The sequence below is a fragment of the Streptomyces longwoodensis genome, from assembly GCF_001514125.1.
Lineage (GTDB): Bacteria > Actinomycetota > Actinomycetes > Streptomycetales > Streptomycetaceae > Streptomyces > Streptomyces longwoodensis.
In genome coordinates this window covers 39,581-58,488 of sequence record NZ_KQ948554.1, presented here as the reverse complement: position 1 = coordinate 58,488, position 18,908 = coordinate 39,581, and the positions used below count along the sequence as shown (strand labels likewise).

The following is an 18,908-nucleotide window of genomic DNA, read 5'->3' as shown; positions in this document are numbered from 1 at the left end:
GACGGATCTGCTGTGCACCAGTACCGTCACAAACCCCCCGCGCGGCGTCTATCCACTTGGCGCGACATCCGCATCATGGACGACCATGGGGTGCGGAAAGGAACAGAAGACCGCTGTGAGAGGAGGCGTCCATGGGATCGGTGCGCAAGGCGAGTGCCTGGCTTGGCCTCGTCGACGACAACGATGACGAGCGTTACTACGACGACGACTACTCCGAGGGGACCGACTCCGGGGACGCCTGGGTGACCGACCCCCGGGTGAAGGTCGCCTCGGACACGGCCGAGGAGAAGGGCCGCCGGATCGGCACGGTCACCCCGGACAGCTTCCGGGACGCCCGGGTGATCGGCGAGCTGTTCCGCGAGGGCGTGCCCGTCATCATGAACCTCACGGCCATGGAGGCGGCCGACGCCAAGCGCGTCGTCGACTTCGCGGCCGGGCTCATCTTCGGCCTGCGGGGATCGATCGAGCGCGTCTCCACGCGCGTGTTCCTGCTGACCCCCGCCCACACCGAGATCGTCAACGGCGACCCGGCCGGGCACCGCGCGGACGGTTTCTTCAACCAGAGCTGAGGCAGGGCCGCCCACCGGCCCTGCCCCCGCCCGGGGTTCACCGGAAGGCGTCGAGCCCGGTGAGCGCCTTGCCCAGCACCAGCTGGTGCATCTCGACGGTGCCCTCGTAGGTGAGCACCGACTCGAGGTTGGTCGCGTGCCGCATCACGGGGTACTCCAGCGAGATCCCGTTGGCACCGAGGATCGTCCGCGCCGTACGGCAGATGTCGATGGCCTCGCGGACGTTGTTGAGCTTGCCGAAGCTGACCTGCTCGGGACGCAGGCGGCCGGCGTCCATGCGCCGCCCCAGGTGGTGGGCGAGCAGGATCCCCTTGTGCAGTTCGACCGCCATGTCCGCGAGTTTGGCCTGGGTGAGCTGGAAGCCCCCGATGGGCCGGCCGAACTGCTCGCGCGACTTGGCGTAGTCGACCGCGGCCTCGAAACTCGACCGGGCCGCCCCCATCGCCCCCCACACGATGCCGTAGCGGGCGTGCGAGAGACAGCTGAGCGGGCCCTTGAGCCCGACGACCTCCGGGAGCACGGCGTCGGCGGGCAGGCGTACGTCGTCCAGCACGAGTTCGCTGGTGACGGAGGCCCGCAGGGACCACTTGTGCTTGATCTCGGGGGCGGAGAAGCCGGGGGTGTCGGTGGGCACCGCGAACCCGCGGATGCCGTCCTCGGTCTGCGCCCAGACGACGGCGACGCCCGCGACCGATCCGTTGGTGATCCACATCTTGCGGCCGTTGAGCACCCAGTCGCCGCCGTCGCGCTTGGCGTGGGTGCGCATCGAGGCCGGGTCGGAGCCGTGGTCGGGCTCGGTCAGCCCGAAGCAGCCGATCACCTCGCCGGCGGCCATGCGGGGCAGCCAGTGCCGCTTCTGCTCCTCGCTGCCGAAGCGGTGGATCGCGTACATGGCGAGGGAGCCCTGCACCGAGACCAGGGAACGGATGCCGGAGTCGGCGGCCTCCAGTTCCAGGCAGGCGAGCCCGTACTGCACCGCGCTCGCGCCCGCGCAGCCGTAGCCCTCCAGGGACATGCCGAGGGCGCCGATCCCGCCGAGCTCGCGGGCGAGCTCCTTGATGCCGGGCAGCTCGCCGCTCTCGAACCACTCGGCCACGTACGGCAGGACCCGCTCGGCCGCCCACCGGCGCACGGTGTCGCGCACCGCGAGGTCCTCGGGCTCGAGCAGGTCGTCGATCCCGAGGGGGTCCGCGGGGTCGAACGGGGGCAGCGAGCGGGAAGTCGAGGCCATCAGGCACCCCTCCGAAAAACTAGCACCGCTAACCAATAAGAACCGCCCCTGACGTTACGACCCCCACGACCCGACGTCCAGGCATACCCCGTTCGGGTGAACCTTCCGGCAGCCGGATCCGTCAGCCGCCGACGGTGGGCGACCACGGCGGGCAACGGTCACCGCTCTGCCCCACCCGCACGGGTGGTGCGTGGGTGGGAGAACAAGGCGGTCACACCGACACCCTCTGGTCCTCGGGGGACCTCGGCACCGGGAGACCGGCCCCCGGCGCAGCCCCCTCGCACTGCATCACCCGCGGCAACCGCAACGCCGCCACCGCCCCCAGCAACAGCAACCCCGCACTCACCAGCAACGTGACGTGCAGCCCGTGCACGAAGCTGTCCACCGCGGCCCGCCGCAGCGCCGCACCCCCCGGGCCACCCAGCCGACCCGCCACCTCGTACGCCTCCCCCAGCGAATGCCCTGCCGCCGAGGACGCCCCGGCCGGAACCCCCGGCACCGACGCCAGCCCGGGCGCGTACGCCGCGTTCATCACGCTGCCCAGCAGGGCGATCCCCAGCCCCGCGCCCAGCTGGTACGACGTCTCCCCGATCGCCGCCGCACCCCCGGCCTGCTCGGCCGGCGCCTCGCTCAGCATCGACTCGTACGCCGCGAACAACGTCGTCTCCAGCCCGAACCCGAGCAGCACGAACCCGAACAGCAGCAGCCCCGTGTCGTCCGTCTCGCCCATCGCCGTGAGCACCACCACGGCCGCCGCGGTGAGGCAGAACCCCCCGCACACCATCCGCCGCGGCCCGAACCGCCGCAGCGCCCGCGCCCCGAGCAGCCCCGCGGCCATCGCCGCGAAGGTCAGCGGCAGCAGCCGCAGCCCGGTCTGCAGCGGCGACAGCCCCAGCACCAGCTGGAGGTACTGCGCGGCGATCAGCTCCAGCCCCACCAGCGCGAGCATCGCCAGCACGATGCACCCCACCGCCGTGCTGAACGCCGGCCGCGCGAACATCCTGAGGTCCACCAGCGGCTGCGCCTGCCGCCGCTGCCGTCGTACGAACAGCGCCACCAGCACCGCGCCGACCAGCAGCGGCACGAGCGTCGCCGGGCTCCCCGCCGCCTCGTCCCCGCCGAGCCGCTTCACCCCGAAGACCACGCCGAACAGCCCGACGGCGGCCATCAGCGCGCCGACGACGTCCCACGGCCCGTCCCCCGCACCGCGCGACTCGGGCAGCAGCAGCCGTCCGACCGGCAGGCTGACCAGCATCAGCGGGATGTTGACCAGGAACACCGAGCCCCACCAGAAGTGCTCCAGCAGGAAGCCGCCCAGCAGCGGCCCCACCGCCGCGCCGACCGCGGCCACCGCGCTCCAGATGCCGATGGCGAGCGCCCGTTCCCGGCGGTCGGGGAAGACCTGGCGCAGGATCGACAGCGTCGCGGGCATGATCATCGCGCCGCCGACGCCGAGCAGCGCCCGCGCGACGATCAGCACCTGGGCGTCCGGGGCGAGGGCCGCGAGGGCGGAGGCCACGCCGAACAGCGCGTAGCCGAGGAGCAGGATCCGTCTGCGGCCGACCTTGTCGCCGAGCGTGCCGAACAGGATGAGCAGCGAGGCGCAGACGAGCGGGTAGGTGTCGACGATCCAGAGCAGTTCTATCGCGCCGGGCTTGAGGTCCTCGGTGACGGCGGGCACGGCGACGTGCAGCACCGTGGCGTCGACGGCGACCAGCAGCAGGCTGACGCACAGCACCACGAGGACGACCCAGCGGTTGGCACCGGCCCCGGCCGCCCGACGGCGCAGCGCTGCGGCGGCCGTGGTCGTCCCGGACATGTACGTACCTCCCAGGTGTTCCCCTGTCGTCGGCGGGCTCGCGGGGTGGGGACGCCCCGTGGCTCGGCCGGGGAGGAGCGGTGGTCCCCGGCCCGCGCGGACGAACGGCAGGTGAAGGCAGCGTACGCGAGTCGGCGCCGAGGTCACGTGGCGGACCTCTCAGACTCCGCGGGCGGCGGTGTGGTGTGCGCCACTTCCCCGACGCCTCCCCGGCGCCGTTCCGGGGCCCGCCCGCCCCTCCCCGGGCGGTCCGCACGAGGGGCGGAACCGGCCGGTCGCGGGGCGTCGATAATCGAGCCCGTGACCGATCTCGACACGCGCGTGGCCCCGCCGAGCGCCCCCACGACGCTCCGGGCCGCTCCGGCGCTCCTCGGGTACGCCGCCGTACGGGCCCTGGGCCTGCTGGTGCTGGCCCTGTGGAGCGCCGCGCGCGACACAAGCGCGTACCGACTGCTCACCGCCCGGTGGGACGCCCTCTGGTACGTGCGCGTGGCCGAGCTGGGCTACGGCTACGAGGTGCGCCTGCCGAACGGCGACGTCCACTCCAACCTGGCGTTCTTCCCGCTGCTCCCCTGGCTTGAGCGGCTGCTGCACGCGACGACCCCGCTGTCCTACGCCGACGCCGGCTTCACCGTCTCGCTCCTGGCCTCGCTCGCGGCGGCCTGGGGGATCTTCGCGGTCGCGGACCTGCTGTACGGCCGTCGGGCCGGGGTGTGCGCCGTCCTGCTGTGGGCGGTCCTGCCGGTCGGGATCGTGCAGTCGATGGCGTACAGCGAGTCGCTGTTCACGGCGCTGGCCGCCTGGTCGCTGTACGCGGTGCTGACCGGCCGCTGGGTGACGGCGGGCGCCCTGGCCGCGCTGTGCGGCCTGACCCGCCCGGTCGGCCTGGCGGTCGTGGCGGCCGTGTGGGCGGCGGGCCTGTTCCCGCGCGGCGGGCGTGCCCCGGGTGTCGCGCGCCGGGCCGTCGGCCTCGTCCTGGCCCCGCTCGGCACGGCGGGCTACGTCCTGTGGGTCGGGCACCGCACGGGCCGGGGCCCCTTCGGCTACCTCGACGTCCAGGCCGGCTGGCGCAACGGCTTCGACGGCGGGCGGGCGTTCGCCGGCTTCGTCGCCGACAAGTTCACGTCGTTCCCGGGCGCGCTCGCCGGTCTCGGCCTGGTCGCGGGAGTGGCGGCGCTGGTCCTGCTGTACGTCGCCGGTGTGCGGCAGCGCCAGCCGCTCGCACTGCTGGTGTACACGGGCGTCGTGCTCGCGCTGGCGCTGTGCGCGTCGAGCTACTTCGGCTCCAAGCCGCGGCTGCTCCTGCCGGCGTTCCCGCTGCTCTTCCCGCTCGCCCGCGCCCTGGCCCGGCTGCGGACGCGCGGGGCGGCACTGGTCACGGTGGGTGCGGCGGTGGCCTCGGCGGTGTACGGAGCGTGGTGGCTGAACGGGTCCGGTCCCCCGTGAATTCCGGGCCGACCTGCGTTTAACACCTCTTGACATCCCCCGCAACCCGAGCCGGAATGATCAAAGGAAATAAAGGGAAGCACATTCTGCGACCGTCATTCCTCAAGAATTAACCGGCTGCCTGAGAGCAATCCCACATCACATCGTCATCACAAACCCGTGGATTCGACGGAGATGCGAGCTCACTCGCTGTAACGTCGATTGGGTGCGTACCGAACGGAACCTCACCCGTCTGGACCGGGTGTTCGCCAGGCTCGACCGCGAGCCGGAACGCCCGGCCCACCTCGATGTGCCGAGGATGAGCCGGCACCGGGTCGCGCTGCTGTCCGCGACCCTGGGCTTCTACCTGGCGATCGTGTGGCTCGTGGTGACGACGTCCTGGCTGGTCCGCCTCGACTGGCAGGTCATGTTCTTCCGGCCGTACCAGCAGTGGTCGGGCATCCACTGGTTCGTCGACTACTACGTGGTCCTCGGCCAGCGCGGTCCGACCGCCGTGATGGTGGCCGCCTGGCTCGGCTGGCGTTCCTGGCGCCAGCACACCCTGCGCCCGCTGCTCACCCTGGGCGCCTCCCTGCTGCTGCTGAACGTCACGGTCGGCGCCGCGAAGATCGGCATGGGCCGGCTGGGCCCGCACTACGCGACCACGATCGGCTCGAACGAGATGGGTCTGGGCGGCGATATATTTCCCAGCGGCCACACCGCCAACGCGGTCGTGACCTGGGGCATCCTCGCCTATCTGGCCTCCACCCCGCGGGCCCGCCGCTGGCTGTCCGCGCTGTCCGCGGTCACCTCGCTCGGCGTCGGCCTGGCCACCGTCTACCTCGGTACGCACTGGCTGAGCGACGTGCTGCTCGGCTGGGCCGCGGGCCTGCTGGTGCTGCTGGCGCTGCCCTGGTGCGAGCCGGTCATCGCCCGCGCCGAGGACGGCCTGCTGGACCTGCGCGACCGCTGGCGCTCCCGCCGCCCCGTCCCGGTCCCGGCGCCCACCGCCCCCGTCCCCGTCCAGGTCCCGCTCGCCGCCCGCCCGGCCGCGTCGCAGGACGACGAGGCCGCGGCCGCCCGGGATGCGGTCACCGCGGCCCGGGCTCCCCGGCCGCCCGCGTACCTGGCCCCGGGCCCGCACGGCGGCCGCTCGGAGCGCACCCCGGTCACCCCCGTCGGCAGCCGGCGCCCGCCGCACGCGGACCGTCTGCCGCGCGGTACGGCGGCCTCGGCGACCCGGCCCCTGGCGGGCGGCTGACCGGCCGCAGGAGCGGCGGAGCCCACCGGTACGCACAGCCCGGGCCCCGCAGCGAAGGCCCCGGTTCCTCGCGAGGAACCGGGGCCTTCGTCGTACGACGGGCGGGGCGGGGTGCCGGGTCAGCCCTTCCAGGCGCGGCCCACCCGGCCGTCGCGGACCTCGAAGTTCAGCCGGCCCACGCGGTACTCCATGGTGATGATCGCCCCGGGCGGCAGGGTGCGCACCGTCGTCCACCCCCGTTCGCGCGCGAGCCGTTCGGCGCGCTCGGCCTCCAGGCCGACGTAGGCGTCCGTGCTGTCGTGGGGCTCCGCCGGGGGCGTGGGAATGGGTGCCATACGGCCACGCTAGGCCGCCGGGCCCGGAGCCGGAAGCCCGCGCCGGTGCCGCCGGACCCCGCGCGCCCCTCCTGTCACACTTCTGTCACAGCGTGCCGATCCTGGTTTGACCGCGTTCCGTCACTCCGAACGGCAACTCGGCGCACCGCCGGCCCCTATTCGAACGTAATTCCCCGGGGGCCGGAACCGCTTCTCGAATAACGCGCGGGTGCCTTGCCGGAGAACCCCCGGTAACCCGACGCTTTACCTTCCGGGCGGTCTCCGGACACGCCTGTGGGCGGAAGCCGACGGCGCATGAGAAATACACGGCTTCCGCACATCGTCTCCGTATGCCCCCGGCGCAGCGCGCCACACCTGCCGGCCCGTCCTCTAGGGGGTCCCCTCCGCCGGGGGCGGACCGGACGCCCCCTCGGACCGGGCCAGGGCGTCGTCGAGCCGGTCCCGGGTCCGCCGCAGCGCCTCGGTCAGCCCGGGCGGATCCAGCACCTCGAAGGGGAAGCCCATCATCACCACGTGGATCACCATCACGTCGAGGCTGCCCGCCCCGGTGCGCAGCAGACAGGCGTCCGGTCCGTCGGCCCGCAGCGTCCCGGCGGACGGGGAGATCCGCTCGGCGGCCCGCTCCAGCGGCACCAGCAGCCGGACGGTGGCGTGCTCGGCGTACACGCGCGTGGAGACCCCTTCGGCGACGTACGCGGCGAGGTCCTCGGCCGGCGGCTCGCGCGGCTCGAAGCGCGGTCCGTGCGGCGGCTTCGGGGTGATGCGGTCCACCCGGAAGGTCCGCCAGCCGGCGCGCTCGACGTCCCAGGCCACCAGGTACCAGCGGCGCTCGCTGCACACCAGGCGGTGCGGTTCGACGGTACGGCGGGTCGCGGTGCCGTCCGCGCCGGTGTAGGCGAAGCGCAGCCGCTCGGCGTCCCGGCACAGGTGGGCGAGCTCGGTGAGCACGGCCGGGTCGACGGCGGCCGGCTGCGCCGCGCGCGCCATCGGCACGGTGAACTCGGTGAGCGCGCCCACCCGGCGGCGCAGCCGGTGCGGCAGCACCTGCTCCAGTTTCGCCAGCGCCCGCACCGAGCTCTCACCGATGCCCTCGACGGCCTGCCCGGCGGCGGTGCGCAGCCCGACGGCCACGGCGACGGCCTCGTCGTCGTCCAGCAGCAGCGGCGGGAGCTCGGCACCGGGGCCCAGCTGGTAGCCGCCGCCGGTGCCTGGGCTCGCGTGCACGGGGTAGCCCAGCTCGCGCAGCCGCTCCACGTCCCGCCGCACGGTGCGTGGCGTGACCCGGAGCCGCTGCGCGAGTTCGGCGCCGGACCACTCCCGGTGGGCCTGGAGCAGGGAGAGCAGACGCAGCAGTCGGGCGGAGGTCTCCAGCATGGGGCGAGTCTGCCAGCCGGTCCCGGGCGGGCGGTGGGCGCCCGTGGCCGGGTGCGGGCCGGCCCCGCCTGGTCGACGGACCGGGCAGGGCCGGCGCACGGCGGTGCGTGCGTACCGGGGCGTCCGGCTCAGAAGAGGAGCCGCTGGCCGGGCACGATCAGATCGGGGTCGCCGCCGACGACGGCCTGGTTGGCGGCGTACAGGCGTTGCCAGGTGGTGCCGTTGGCGGCGGCGATGGTGCTCAGCGTGTCGCCCTGGCGGACGGTGTAGTCACCGCGGGAGGCGCCGCGCGAGGCGGGCACGGCGGACCGCTCGGCGGCCTGGGCGCCCTTGTGCGTCGTGGTGTTCTTGCGCGTCCCGCTCTGCGACGGGGCACCGTTCTGCCGCGTGTGGTGCTCCCCGGAGCCCTTCGACGTCTTCGTGGAGGAGCCCGACCCGGTGGACGCCGTCCCGGCGGGTGCGCCGCCGGACGCGCCGGCCCGTGCCGAGCAGACCGGCCAGGCGCCCCAGCCCTGGGCGCCCTGGACCTTGGTGGCGACGGCGATCTGCTGGTCCCTGGTGGCCCCGTCGGCCGTCGCGGCGTAGGCGGTGCCGCCGTACGCGCGCCAGGTGGAGGCGGAGAACTGCAGCCCGCCGTAGTAGCCGTTGCCGGTGTTGATGTGCCAGTTGCCGCCGCTCTCGCACTGGGCGATGCGGTCCCACACCCCGCCGTCCGCCGCGTCGGCGCTGCCGGTCGCGGCCAGCACTCCCAGCGGGGCGAGCAGCGCCGCCCCGGCGAGGACCGCCGCGGTGCGCGTCGTGCTGCCGGTGGCGCGGGTGTTCTCGCGGGTGGTATCGGCACACTCGGACATGTACATCCCTCTCTGCTGACCCGGGCTTCCCCCCGAACGGGGCGCGCCGACCGCACAGGGAAGGCGGTCGCCGTGCTCCGTCCCGTCCGCCGGCGGTGGTGCTGCGCGTGTCTTGCTCTGCGCGGCCGGTGGACGTACCCGAGCGGTGCTCGTTGCACACGGCGGAGCAATCTAGGGATGCTGACGGGTCGTTATCAACCAATTCCCCGTTTCCGCAGGCCAGTTCAGGGTTACCGGGGGTAGCAATTCGATCATGCCAGGCGCTCTGCCCCTGATCGTCCCGACATGTCGGGCCTCAACTCGGGCAAACTGTGAGTCAGTTCACGGAACCACTGGTCGTGACCTCCACGTGATCTGACAGGGAGTGTCCTGTTCCGTTCGCTCCGTGACCGAGCGCGTCCGAGGGTCCCATTCCGTTCGCCGTACCGCGTGACTCCCGCCACAGGTCGCCCGTTGTCTTCTTCATGGGCCGGGGAGCCACCCGGCCCGTCACCGCACCGCATCCGAGGGAGCCACCCGTGCCGCGCATGCTCGACGTCAGCGACGAGGTACGCGCCGAGATCGGCGACGAAGAAGCCGACCGGCTGCTCGCCGGAGAGAACGCCCCGGGCAGTTACGACTGCACGTCCTGCCGCACCCCGGGCGACTCCGAGCACGAGCGCACCAGCACCGTCCTGTTCATCGGGGACGAGACCGCCGTCCTCGCCTTCGCCCACGCCACCTGTCTGCCCTCCCAGGTCGTCCAGGTCACCGAGGAACAACTGCGGGGCGCCGTACGGTCCATCGGCGGCGACGGCGCCGACCTGGAGCCGGAGAAGGTCGTGCCCGAGCAGGCCGTGCTCGGCGTGACCAGCGGACTCGTGCTGATCGCGGGCGAGTTGCACCCCGCGCTGGTCGTCGAGCCGACCGCGCCGATCGTCCGGCCGGGCGCGACCGGCACCGGCGACGACTTCCTGCCGCTGCTCATCGAGCAGGGCTTCCTGCCGGTCACCGAGCTGACCGAGGCGCCGCCGGTCCGGCACGGGTGGTCGGTGCTGGTGGCGATGGGACAGCTGCACGCCGTGCTCCAGCCCGGTCCCGACGGCGGCCAGCCGGTGGCCTGGTGGCAGGCGCACCACCCGCTCCAGGTGACCGAGGGCTGGCGGACCGCCGCCAACAAGCACCAGCAGGTGCTGATGTTCGCGGCACCGGTGGGCTCGATCGGGCGCCAGCCGCGCGAGGACCTGCTGCGCGACGCGCTCGACAAGGCCGCGGCCAACGGCCGGCTGGTCGCCGCGGCGCTGCCCCTGGCGGGCACGTGACCCGCTTCCCCCGCAGGTGAGGGGCCGGGTACCGCATCCCTTCCCGCGGCCGGTCGTTTGGACTTACGTGCACGCATACGACTCCCCCCGCCGCCCGTCCCTCCCGTCGATCCCCTCCGCCCGACCGGGTCAGGACTCCTCCGGCGGGCCCTCGGCCACGCCGATCTACGACGCGCTCTACGCGGAGTACGTCAGGTCCTTCCGCGCGCTGCCGGGTGACCGCAGCGGGGAGGAGGAGCTGGGCTTCACCGCCTTCGGGAACGGGAGCCTCCCGCACGGCACGGACCCGTACGACGAGGCCCCCCGGCCCGGGTCGTTCAGCAGCTCCTACGGCGCCTACAGTGCGGGGGCGCAGAGCGCCCGCCGGGGCCTCGGGCAGCAGGCGCCGGGCGGCTGGCAGCGGGTCGGGACGCTCGGCCAGCAGCACGCGCACACCGGGATGACCCCCGTACCGTCGGCGCTCCCGCCGGCACCGCGCCGGGGCTACTGACGGCGCGGCACCCCGGACACCCCGCACCGACGACGAAGGGGCGGCCCCCACGGGCCGCCCCTTCGTCGTCGCCGGGCCCGGCCGGTGGCCCGGCCGGGCGCTCAGCCGGTCACTTCTTCTTCGCGCCGCGCTTCTCGCGCACCCGCACCGAGATGTGGATCGGGGTGCCCTCGAAGCCGAACTCCTCGCGCAGCCGCCGCTCGATGAAGCGCCGGTAGCCCGCCTCGATGAAGCCGGAGGCGAACAGCACGAACCGCGGCGGCTTGGTGCCGGCCTGCGTGCCGAACAGGATCCGCGGCTGCTTGCCGCCCCGGACCGGGTGCGGGTGGGCCGAGACCAGCTCGCCGAGGAAGGCGTTCAGCCGGCCGGTCGGCACCCGGGTCTCCCAGCCGGCCAGGGCCGTCTCGATCGCCGGGACCAGCTTCTCCATGTGCCGGCCGGTGCGCGCCGAGACGTTCACGCGCGGGGCCCAGGCGATCTGGCCCAGCTCCGTCTCGATCTCCCGCTCCAGGTAGTAGCGGCGCTCCTCGTCGAGGGTGTCCCACTTGTTGAGGGCGAGGACGATCGCGCGGCCCGCCTCGACCGCCATGGTGACGATCCGCTGGTCCTGCACCGAGATGTTGTCGGAGGCGTCGATCAGGATGACCGCCACCTCGGCCTTCTCGACGGCGGCCGCGGTGCGCAGCGAGGCGTAGTAGTCGGCGCCCTGCTGGAGGTGGACCCGCTTGCGGATGCCGGCCGTGTCGACGAACTTCCAGGTCTTGCCGCCGAGTTCGATCAGCTCGTCGACCGGGTCGCGGGTGGTGCCCGCGAGTTCGTTGACGACGACGCGCTCCTCGCCGGCCACCTTGTTCAGCAGCGAGGACTTGCCGACGTTCGGGCGGCCGATCAGGGCGACGCGGCGCGGGCCGCCGAGGGCGGTGCCGAAGCTCTGCTCCGGGGCCTCGGGCAGCGCCTCCAGGACGGCGTCGAGCATGTCGCCGGTGCCGCGGCCGTGCAGCGCGGAGACGGGGTGCGGCTCGCCGAGGCCGAGATTCCACAGGTAGGCCGCGTCGGCCTCGCCGCTCGGGCCGTCCACCTTGTTGGCGCACAGCACGACCGGCTTGCCGGCCTTGCGCAGCAGCCGGACGACGGCCTCGTCGGTGTCGGTGGCGCCGACCTTGGCGTCCACGACGAAGACGACGGCGTCGGCGGCGTCGATCGCGTACTCGGCCTGGGCGGCCACGGAGGCGTCGATGCCGAGGACGTCCTGCTCCCAGCCGCCGGTGTCGACGACCTTGAAGCGGCGGCCCGCCCACTCGGCCTCGTAGGTCACGCGGTCGCGGGTGACGCCCGGCTTGTCCTCGACGACGGCCTCGCGGCGTCCGATGATCCGGTTGACGAGGGTCGACTTGCCGACATTGGGCCGACCGACGACGGCGAGGACGGGCAGCGGGCCGTGGCCCGCCTCCTCGATGGCGCCCTCGACGTCCTCGACGTCGAAGCCCTCTTCCGCGGCGAGCTCCATGAACTGCGCGTACTCGGCGTCGCCGAGAGCCCCGTGGTCGTACTCGTGCTCAGCCGAGTCGCCGGGCTGGTTCTGGTCGTTCATGAAGTGCGTACCTCGTCGTTCCTTCGTGGTGATCGGTGGACCGGCCGGGGTGTGTGCCCGGGTGATCCACTACTCAGTGTCGCCTAGCGCCCGGTGAGGCGCCTGGCGTGGTGCAGGTGCTCCCCGAGCTGCTTCTGGATGCGTTCGGTGGCCTCGTCGAGGGCCTTGCGGGTGCGCCGCCCGGAGCCGTCGCCCGCCTGGAACGGGTCGCCGAAGACCACGTCGACCCGGCTGCGCAGCGGGGGCAGCGCCTTGACCAACCGTCCGCCGCGCCCGGAACTTCCCAGCACGGCCACGGGCACGATCGGCGCCCCGCTGCGCACGGCGAAGTAGGCCAGCCCGGCGCGCAGCGAGGCGAAGTCGCCCTCGCCGCGGGTGCCCTCGGGGAAGATCCCGAGGACGCCGCCGCCCTCCAGCACCGCCAGTGCCCGGCTGATCGCCGTGCGGTCGGCGGTGGAGCGGTCGACCTCGACCTGGCCGATGGCGGTCAGGAAGCGGTCGAGCGGGCCCACGAACACCTCCTTCTTGATCAGGAAGTGGGTGGGCCGGGGCGCGACGCCCATGACCATGGGTCCGTCGATGTTGTGGGAGTGGTTGACGGCGAGGATCACCGGGCCGGTGGCGGGCACCCGCCAGGCGCCGAGCACCCGCGGCTTCCACAGCCCGTACATGAGGCCGACGCCGATGCGCCGCCCGACCTCTGCGCCCCGCTCCGAGGGCAGGGAGGGTCCGCTCACTTCCCGGCCCGCTTCTCCTCGACGAGGGTCACCACGCACTCGACGACCTGGTCCAGGGTGAGCTCGGTGGTGTCGACCTCGACGGCGTCGTCCGCCTTGGCGAGCGGGGACGTCGTGCGGCTGGAGTCGATGCGGTCCCGCGCGACGAGCGCCTCCTGGGTGGCCTTCACGTCGGTGCCCCGGCCCAGCTCGCCGCTGCGGCGCGCGGCCCGGGCCTCCGGGGAGGCCGTGAGGAAGACCTTCAGGTCGGCGTCGGGCAGCACCGTCGTGCCGATGTCCCGGCCCTCGACGACGATGCCCCGCTCGGCGCCGGCCGCTGCGGACCGCTGGAGCTCGGTGATCCGGGCCCGCACCTCGGGCACCGCGCTGACCAGGCTGACCTTGGAGGTGACCTCCTGGGTGCGGATGGGGCCCGCCACGTCGACGCCGTCCACGGTGATCGTCGGGCCGGCCGGGTCGGTGCCCGAGATGATCTCCGGCTTGCCGGCCGCGGCGGCCACGGCGTGCGGGTCCTCGACGTCGATCCCGTTGGTCACCATCCACCAGGTGATCGCCCGGTACTGGGCCCCGGTGTCGAGGTAGCTCAGGCCGAGCTGCGTGGCCACGGCCTTCGACGTGCTCGACTTGCCCGTGCCGGCGGGGCCGTCGATGGCGACAATCACGGGCTGGGCGGCGCCGTTTTCCACGGGGGGACACCTTCCTGGTGCGAGGTGGTGAGCGGGTGCGGGACGCGAGGGCACCCCGCACCAGGTTACCGGGCGCGCGGACCCCTCCTTCCAGCCCCGGGTGGGCTCCCGGCCTACTGCCGCAGCGCCCAGCCCCGCTCCCGCAGCGCCGCGGACAGCAGCAGGGCGGCCTTCGGCTCCACCATGAGCTGCACCAGTCCGGCCTGCCGGCCCGTGGCGTGCTCGATCCGCACGTCCTCGATGTTGACCCCGGCCGCCCCCGCGTCCGCGAAGATGCGGGCCAGCTGCCCCGGCTGGTCGTCGATGAGCACCACGACGGCCTCGTACGCCCGCGGCGCCGAGCCGTGCTTGCCGGGCACCCGGACCTGGCCGGCGTTGCCGCGCCGCAGCACGTCCGCGATCCCGGCGGCGCCCTCGCCCCGCTTGTCCTCGTCGGAGGACTGCAGCGCGCGCAGCGCCCGCACGGTCCCGTCCAGGTCGGCGGCGACGTCGGAGAGCAGGTCGGCGACCGGCCCCGGGTTCGCGGAGAGGATGTCGATCCACATCCGGGGATCGGACGCCGCGATCCGGGTCACGTCCCGGATGCCCCCGCCGCACAGCCGTACCGCCGACTCCTCGGCGTGCTCCAGGCGGGCGGCGACCAGGCTGGAGACCAGGTGGGGCATGTGCGAGACGAGGGCGACGGCACGGTCGTGGGCGTCGGCGTCCATCACGACCGGGACGGCCCGGCAGTGCGAGACCAGCTCCAGCGCCAGGTTGAGCACCTCGGTGTCGGTGTCCCGGGTGGGGGTGAGCACCCAGGGGCGCCCCTCGAACAGGTCCGCGGTCGCGGCCAGCGGGCCGGACTTCTCCCGGCCCGACATCGGGTGGGTGCCGATGTACGCCGACAGGTCCAGGCCCCGCGCCTCCAGCTCCCGGCGGGGGCCGCCCTTGACGCTGGCGACGTCCAGGTAGCCGCGGGCCACGCCCCGCGTCATGGCGTCGGCGAGCAGAGACGCCACGTGGGCGGGTGGCGCGGCCACGACCGCGAGGTCGACGGGGCCGGCGGGCGGCTCCTCGGTGCCGGCGCCGAGCGCGGCGGCCGTGCGGGCCTGCTCGGGGTCGTGGTCGTCGAGGTGGACGACGACCCCGCGCTGGGCGAGGGCCAGGGCGACGGACGTGCCGATCAGCCCGGTCCCGATGACGAGTGCGGTCCTCACTGGGCGATGTCCTTGCGCAGGGCGGCCGCGGCGCCGAGGTAGACGTGGGCGACGTCGGAGCGCGGCCGGTCCGACTCGACGTGGGCGAGGATGCGCACCACCCGGGGCATGGCGCCCTCGATGTCGAGTTCCTGGGCGCAGATCAGCGGGACGTCGACGATGCCGATCTTGCGGGCGGCGGCCGCCGGGAAGTCGCTGTGCAGGTCGGGGGTGGCGGTGAACCAGATGCTGATCAGGTCGTCGGCGGTCAGGCCGTTGCGCTCCAGGACCGCGGTGAGCAGCGCGCCGACCTGCTCGTCCATGTGCCCGGCCTCGTCCCGCTCCAGCTGGACGGCTCCCCGGACCGCTCGTACCGCCACGATGCTGCTCCTTGCTGACGTGCTGATCGCTTCGCGTAGTCCAGCGTAGTCAGCCACCGGCCGCCGGGCGCGGGCCGCCCGCCCGGTGAGACGGCCGGGACGCCCCGCCGGACACTTAGGGAGGGAATGAACCCGTACGCCCCCTTTACGTCGGATACGGCGTCCGCTTCGATGGTGGCGCGCCCGGCCTGGTCCGGTTCCTGGTTCTCCCGATCCCCGGAGTGACGACATGACCCACCCCGCTCCCCGCCGCACGGTCCTCCTCGTCACCGGCGCGGCGGCCCTGGCCGCCGGGTGCGGCGGCCCTGGCCGCCGGGTGCGGCGGCGGGTCCGGCGGCGACGGCTCGTCCGGGGGCGCGTCCGAGGGGACGCCCTCGGCGGGTGCCTCCGGCGGCCGTGAGCTGGCGAAGACGTCCGACATCCCGGTGGGCGGCGGCAAGGTCTTCGCGGACCGCAAGGTCGTGGTCACCCAGCCCGCCCAGGGCGAGTTCAAGGCGTTCTCGGCGATCTGCACCCACCAGGGCTGCACGGTGGCCACGGTCGCCGGCGGCACCATCAACTGCCCTTGCCACGGGAGTGAGTTCCGCATCGAGGACGGCTCGGTGGCCCGTGGCCCGGCGTCCCGGCCGCTGCCGGCGGAGCGGATCACCGTCCAGGGCGACTCGATCGAGCCGGCCTGAGCGCACCGCCGGAGGGCGGGCCCGGCTCAGGCGTCCCAGAGGGCGCCGAGGGTCACCAGTTCGCTGCCGTGCTCGATGCGGTCCGCCCACGCGGTGGGCCAGGCCCCGGCACCGGCGTAGGCACCCGCGAAGGCGCCCGCGAGACAGGCGATCGAGTCGGAGTCGCCCGAGGAGCAGGCCGCGCGGCGCAGCGCGGTCACCGGCTCGTCGGGGAAGAGCAAGAAGCACAGCAGGCCGGTGGCCAGCGCCTCCTCGGCGATCCAGCCCTCCCCCGTGGCCCGGCACGGGTCCTCCTCGGGGTCGGGGCTGCGCAGCGCCGCCTCCAGGCGGTCCAGGACGCGCAGGCACTCGTCCCAGCCGCGCCCGATGAAGTGCTCGGGGGTGGGGTCCTGGGCCCGGGTCCACAGGTCGCCGAGCCAGTCGTGGTGGTAGCGGCCGCGGTTGTCCCGGGCGTACGCGCGCAGGGCGTCGACCAGGCCGCCCGGCGCGGTGCCCCGGGCGAGCAGCCGCACGGCGTGCGCGGTCAGGTCGGAGGCGGCGAGCGCGGTCGGGTGGCCGTGGGTGAGCCCGGACTGGAGCTGGGCGGCGCCGGCGCGCTGGTCGTCGCTCAGCCCCGGCACGATGCCGACCGGGGCCACCCGCATGTTGGCGCCGCAGCCCTTGGAGCCGATCTGGCTGGCGTCCTGCCAGGCGCGGCCCTCCTCCTTGAGCAGGGAACACGCGGTGAGGCAGGTGCGCCCGGGGGCGCGGTTGTTGTCCGGGGACTCGTACCACTTCACGAACTCCTCGCGCAGCGGCCCCTCCAGACCGCGGGGACCGAGCACGCCCCGGTCCATGGCGGTGCGCAGCGCACGGGCGACCGAGAGGGTCATCTGGGTGTCGTCGGAGACGAACGCCTTCCCCGGCAGCTCCATCTCCCGCCAGGGACCGCACTTGGCGATGATCGACGGCACATCGTTGAACTCGGTCGGGAACCCGAGGGCGTCGCCCAGGGCGAGCCCCAGCAGGGTTCCCGTGGCGGCGCGCTGGTCGCCGAGGGTCGCGTCGGTCATGTCGTACGTCCTTCCCGTTGCGGTCGGAGGAGGGGCGGGTGGAGGGTCGCGGCGGGTCCCGCGCGGTAGAGCGCGGCCGGTTTGCCGCGGCCGCCGGTCAGCCGCGCGCCGCCCGGTACGGGGGCGACGAAGCCGGGCGCGGCGAGCACCTTGCGCCGGAAGTTGGGGCGGTCCAGGGGGGTGCCCCACACCGCCTCGTAGACCTGCTGGAGCTCGCCGAGCGTGAACTCGGGCGGGCAGAAGGCGGTGGCGGCACAGGTGTTCTCCAGCCGGTCGCCGATCCGGGTCCGGGCGTCGGCCAGGATCCGGTCGTGGTCGAAGGCCAGCTCGCGGGCTTCGTCGTACGGGACCCAGCGGGCCTGGGCCGCGTCGCCGCCGCCGTGCGCCTCGGGGGCGTCGGGGAGCAGCGCGGTGAACGCGACGGACACGACGCGCATCCGGGGGTCGCGGCCGGGCTCGCTGTAGGTGCGCAGCTGCTCCAGGCGCAGTCCGGACACGTCGGCGAGGCCGGTCTCCTCGGCGAGTTCGCGGCGGGCGGCATCCTCGGCGGACTCGTCGGGCAGCAGGAAGCCGCCGGGCAGGGCCCAGCGGCCGGCGTAGGGCTCCTGGCCCCGCTCGACGAGGAGCACGTGCAGCGTGCCCCCGCGCAGGGTCAGGACGGCGAGGTCGACGGTGACCGCGAAGGGCTCGTGGGCGTACTTGTCGTAGGTGCCGTGCCCGTCGTGCTCTTCGCGCGGGAGTTCACCGCCCACCCCGTCCACCCCCTTTTAATAGTCAGGTCGACTATAAAAGGGGGTGGGGGTCGCCCACAAGGCGGATGTCTACAGGTCGACTTCCTTCATCAGCATGCCGACCTCGGTGTTGGACAGCCGTCGCAGCCAGCCCGACTTCTGGTCGCCGAGGGTGATCGGGCCGAAGGCGACCCGGACCAGCTTGTCGACCGGGAACCCGGCCTCGGCCAGCATCCGCCGCACGATGTGCTTGCGCCCCTCGTGCAGGGTGACCTCGACGAGGTAGTTCTTGCCGGTCTGCTCGACCACTCGGAAGTGGTCCGCGCGCGCGTAGCCGTCCTCCAGCTGGATGCCGTCCTTGAGCTGCTTGCCCAGGTCGCGCGGGATCGGGCCGACGATGTGCGCGAGGTAGGTCTTGCGCACGCCGTACTTCGGGTGGGTCAGGCGGTGCGCCAGCTCACCGTGGTTGGTGAGCAGGATGACGCCCTCGGTCTCGGTGTCCAGGCGCCCCACGTGGAAGAGCCGGGTCTCCCGGTTGGTGACGTAGTCGCCGAGGCACTGCCGCCCGTCGGGGTCCTCCATGGTGGAGACCACACCGGCCGGCTTGTTCAGCGAGAAGAACTGGTACGACTGCGTGGCGACGGTCAGTCCGTCGACGCGCACCTCGTCCTTCTCCGGGTCGACGCGCTTGCCCTGCTCCAGGACGATCTCGCCGTTGACCTCGACGCGGGCCTGCTCGATCAGCTCCTCGCAGGCACGCCGGGAACCGTAGCCCGCGCGGGCGAGGACCTTCTGCAGCCGCTCGCCCTCCTGCTCCGCGCCCGGGAAGGTCTTCGGGGGCCGCACGTCCTTCTTGCCCGCGTACCGCTCGCGGTTGCGCTCCTCGGCGCGGGCGTCGTACTCACGGGAACTCGCCGGAGCGGTACGGCCGCGCCCGGTACCCTGCCCCTGCCGGGGGCCGCCCTTGGCGCCACCGCGCGCCGAGGCGCCGCGGCCCGACTTCGGGCCGTCCTGCGTGGCGCCCGGGCCCACGTCGTAGCGCCGCTCCTCCGGGCGCGGCTTCTTCGGCCGGCCGCCCTGCTTGTCGTCGCGGGCGTTGCCGGCGCCGCGGTAGTTGCCGCGCCCGCCGCTGCTCCCGCCGCGGCCGCCGCTGTTGCCACCACGGCTCCCGCCGTTGTTTCCGCTGCTGTTCCTGCCGCTGCTGCTTCGCATCAAAA

Annotated in this window: 19 protein-coding genes; 6 read left to right on the top strand and 13 right to left on the bottom strand. The window is 73.8% G+C overall.

Annotated features, from left to right (window positions below; translation table 11 throughout):
- The first annotated feature begins 131 nt into the window (after window positions 1–131).
- Window positions 132–569, top strand: coding sequence for a cell division protein SepF (locus tag AQJ30_RS18090; protein ID WP_067234976.1), 438 nt, complete (start codon window positions 132–134; stop codon window positions 567–569).
- Between the two features lie 37 nt (window positions 570–606).
- On the opposite strand, the gene AQJ30_RS18085 is transcribed toward AQJ30_RS18090, so the two are convergent.
- Together AQJ30_RS18085 and AQJ30_RS18080 are read right to left on the bottom strand one after the other, a co-directional pair.
- Window positions 607–1,800, bottom strand: a complete 1,194-nt coding sequence (locus AQJ30_RS18085) for an acyl-CoA dehydrogenase family protein (protein WP_067234969.1) — start codon at window positions 1,798–1,800, stop codon at window positions 607–609.
- Between the two features lie 211 nt (window positions 1,801–2,011).
- Window positions 2,012–3,619 carry an MFS transporter gene (locus AQJ30_RS18080; protein ID WP_067234966.1) on the bottom strand — a complete coding sequence of 536 codons (1,608 nt, stop codon included), beginning with the start codon at window positions 3,617–3,619 and terminating at the stop codon, window positions 2,012–2,014.
- Between the two features lie 300 nt (window positions 3,620–3,919).
- Here AQJ30_RS18080 and AQJ30_RS18075 point away from each other — a divergent pair, with 300 nt between their 5' ends.
- Both AQJ30_RS18075 and AQJ30_RS18070 read left to right on the top strand, forming a co-directional pair.
- Window positions 3,920–5,065: a mannosyltransferase family protein gene (locus AQJ30_RS18075; RefSeq protein WP_067234964.1), complete on the top strand. Its 1,146-nt coding sequence runs from the start codon at window positions 3,920–3,922 to the stop codon at window positions 5,063–5,065.
- A gap of 205 nt (window positions 5,066–5,270) precedes the next feature.
- Entirely contained in the window at window positions 5,271–6,305 is a 1,035-nt protein-coding gene (locus AQJ30_RS18070; protein WP_067234962.1) for a phosphatase PAP2 family protein, read from the top strand.
- A 119-nt stretch (window positions 6,306–6,424) separates the two neighbouring features.
- On the opposite strand, the gene AQJ30_RS18065 is transcribed toward AQJ30_RS18070, so the two are convergent.
- From AQJ30_RS18065 to AQJ30_RS18055, 3 genes are all read right to left on the bottom strand, one after another.
- Window positions 6,425–6,640 (bottom strand): I78 family peptidase inhibitor, encoded by a 216-nt coding sequence (locus AQJ30_RS18065; RefSeq protein ID WP_067234961.1) that lies wholly within the window; start codon window positions 6,638–6,640, stop codon window positions 6,425–6,427.
- Window positions 6,641–7,009: 369 nt separating this feature from the next.
- Window positions 7,010–8,014: a helix-turn-helix transcriptional regulator gene (locus AQJ30_RS18060; protein ID WP_067234959.1), complete on the bottom strand. Its 1,005-nt coding sequence runs from the start codon at window positions 8,012–8,014 to the stop codon at window positions 7,010–7,012.
- Between the two features lie 128 nt (window positions 8,015–8,142).
- Window positions 8,143–8,865: a LysM peptidoglycan-binding domain-containing protein gene (locus AQJ30_RS18055; RefSeq protein WP_067235742.1), complete on the bottom strand. Its 723-nt coding sequence runs from the start codon at window positions 8,863–8,865 to the stop codon at window positions 8,143–8,145.
- A 518-nt stretch (window positions 8,866–9,383) separates the two neighbouring features.
- Here AQJ30_RS18055 and AQJ30_RS18050 point away from each other — a divergent pair.
- Both AQJ30_RS18050 and AQJ30_RS18045 read left to right on the top strand, forming a co-directional pair.
- Complete coding sequence (locus AQJ30_RS18050) at window positions 9,384–10,166, top strand: hypothetical protein (RefSeq protein ID WP_067234957.1); 783 nt, start codon at window positions 9,384–9,386, stop codon at window positions 10,164–10,166.
- Window positions 10,167–10,233: 67 nt separating this feature from the next.
- Window positions 10,234–10,656 (top strand): hypothetical protein, encoded by a 423-nt coding sequence (locus AQJ30_RS18045; protein ID WP_067234956.1) that lies wholly within the window; start codon window positions 10,234–10,236, stop codon window positions 10,654–10,656.
- 109 nt (window positions 10,657–10,765) lie between these two features.
- Here the strand turns inward: AQJ30_RS18045 and der are convergent, their stop codons facing one another.
- The 5 genes from der to aroH form a co-directional block, all read right to left on the bottom strand.
- Window positions 10,766–12,247: a ribosome biogenesis GTPase Der gene (gene der / locus AQJ30_RS18040; RefSeq protein ID WP_067234953.1), complete on the bottom strand. Its 1,482-nt coding sequence runs from the start codon at window positions 12,245–12,247 to the stop codon at window positions 10,766–10,768.
- Between the two features lie 83 nt (window positions 12,248–12,330).
- Window positions 12,331–12,918 (bottom strand): lysophospholipid acyltransferase family protein, encoded by a 588-nt coding sequence (locus AQJ30_RS18035; protein ID WP_079084153.1) that lies wholly within the window; start codon window positions 12,916–12,918, stop codon window positions 12,331–12,333.
- Window positions 12,919–12,980: 62 nt separating this feature from the next.
- A complete protein-coding gene (cmk, locus tag AQJ30_RS18030) occupies window positions 12,981–13,670 on the bottom strand; it encodes a (d)CMP kinase (protein WP_067234949.1) in 690 nt (229 codons plus the stop codon).
- Window positions 13,671–13,783: 113 nt separating this feature from the next.
- Window positions 13,784–14,869: a prephenate dehydrogenase gene (locus AQJ30_RS18025; RefSeq protein WP_067234946.1), complete on the bottom strand. Its 1,086-nt coding sequence runs from the start codon at window positions 14,867–14,869 to the stop codon at window positions 13,784–13,786.
- Window positions 14,866–15,228: a chorismate mutase gene (aroH, locus tag AQJ30_RS18020; protein ID WP_067234944.1), complete on the bottom strand. Its 363-nt coding sequence runs from the start codon at window positions 15,226–15,228 to the stop codon at window positions 14,866–14,868. The genes AQJ30_RS18025 and aroH overlap by 4 nt, the downstream gene beginning before the upstream one ends.
- A gap of 425 nt (window positions 15,229–15,653) precedes the next feature.
- On the opposite strand from aroH, the gene AQJ30_RS40130 reads away from it, so the two are divergent.
- Window positions 15,654–15,908 (top strand): Rieske (2Fe-2S) protein, encoded by a 255-nt coding sequence (locus AQJ30_RS40130; protein ID WP_425424152.1) that lies wholly within the window; start codon window positions 15,654–15,656, stop codon window positions 15,906–15,908.
- A 26-nt stretch (window positions 15,909–15,934) separates the two neighbouring features.
- On the opposite strand, the gene AQJ30_RS18010 is transcribed toward AQJ30_RS40130, so the two are convergent.
- The 3 genes from AQJ30_RS18010 to AQJ30_RS18000 are packed head-to-tail and all read right to left on the bottom strand — an operon-like array spanning window position 15,935 to window position 18,903.
- Window positions 15,935–16,960, bottom strand: a complete 1,026-nt coding sequence (locus tag AQJ30_RS18010; RefSeq protein WP_067234939.1) for an ADP-ribosylglycohydrolase family protein — start codon at window positions 16,958–16,960, stop codon at window positions 15,935–15,937.
- A complete protein-coding gene (locus AQJ30_RS18005; protein WP_245726983.1) occupies window positions 16,957–17,721 on the bottom strand; it encodes an NUDIX hydrolase in 765 nt (254 codons plus the stop codon). The genes AQJ30_RS18010 and AQJ30_RS18005 overlap by 4 nt, the downstream gene beginning before the upstream one ends.
- Before the next feature lie 60 nt (window positions 17,722–17,781).
- The gene (locus AQJ30_RS18000; protein WP_067234936.1) at window positions 17,782–18,903 is read right to left on the bottom strand and encodes a pseudouridine synthase; all 1,122 of its coding nucleotides are present in this window, start codon (window positions 18,901–18,903) and stop codon (window positions 17,782–17,784) included.
- Window positions 18,904–18,908 lie beyond the last annotated feature (5 nt).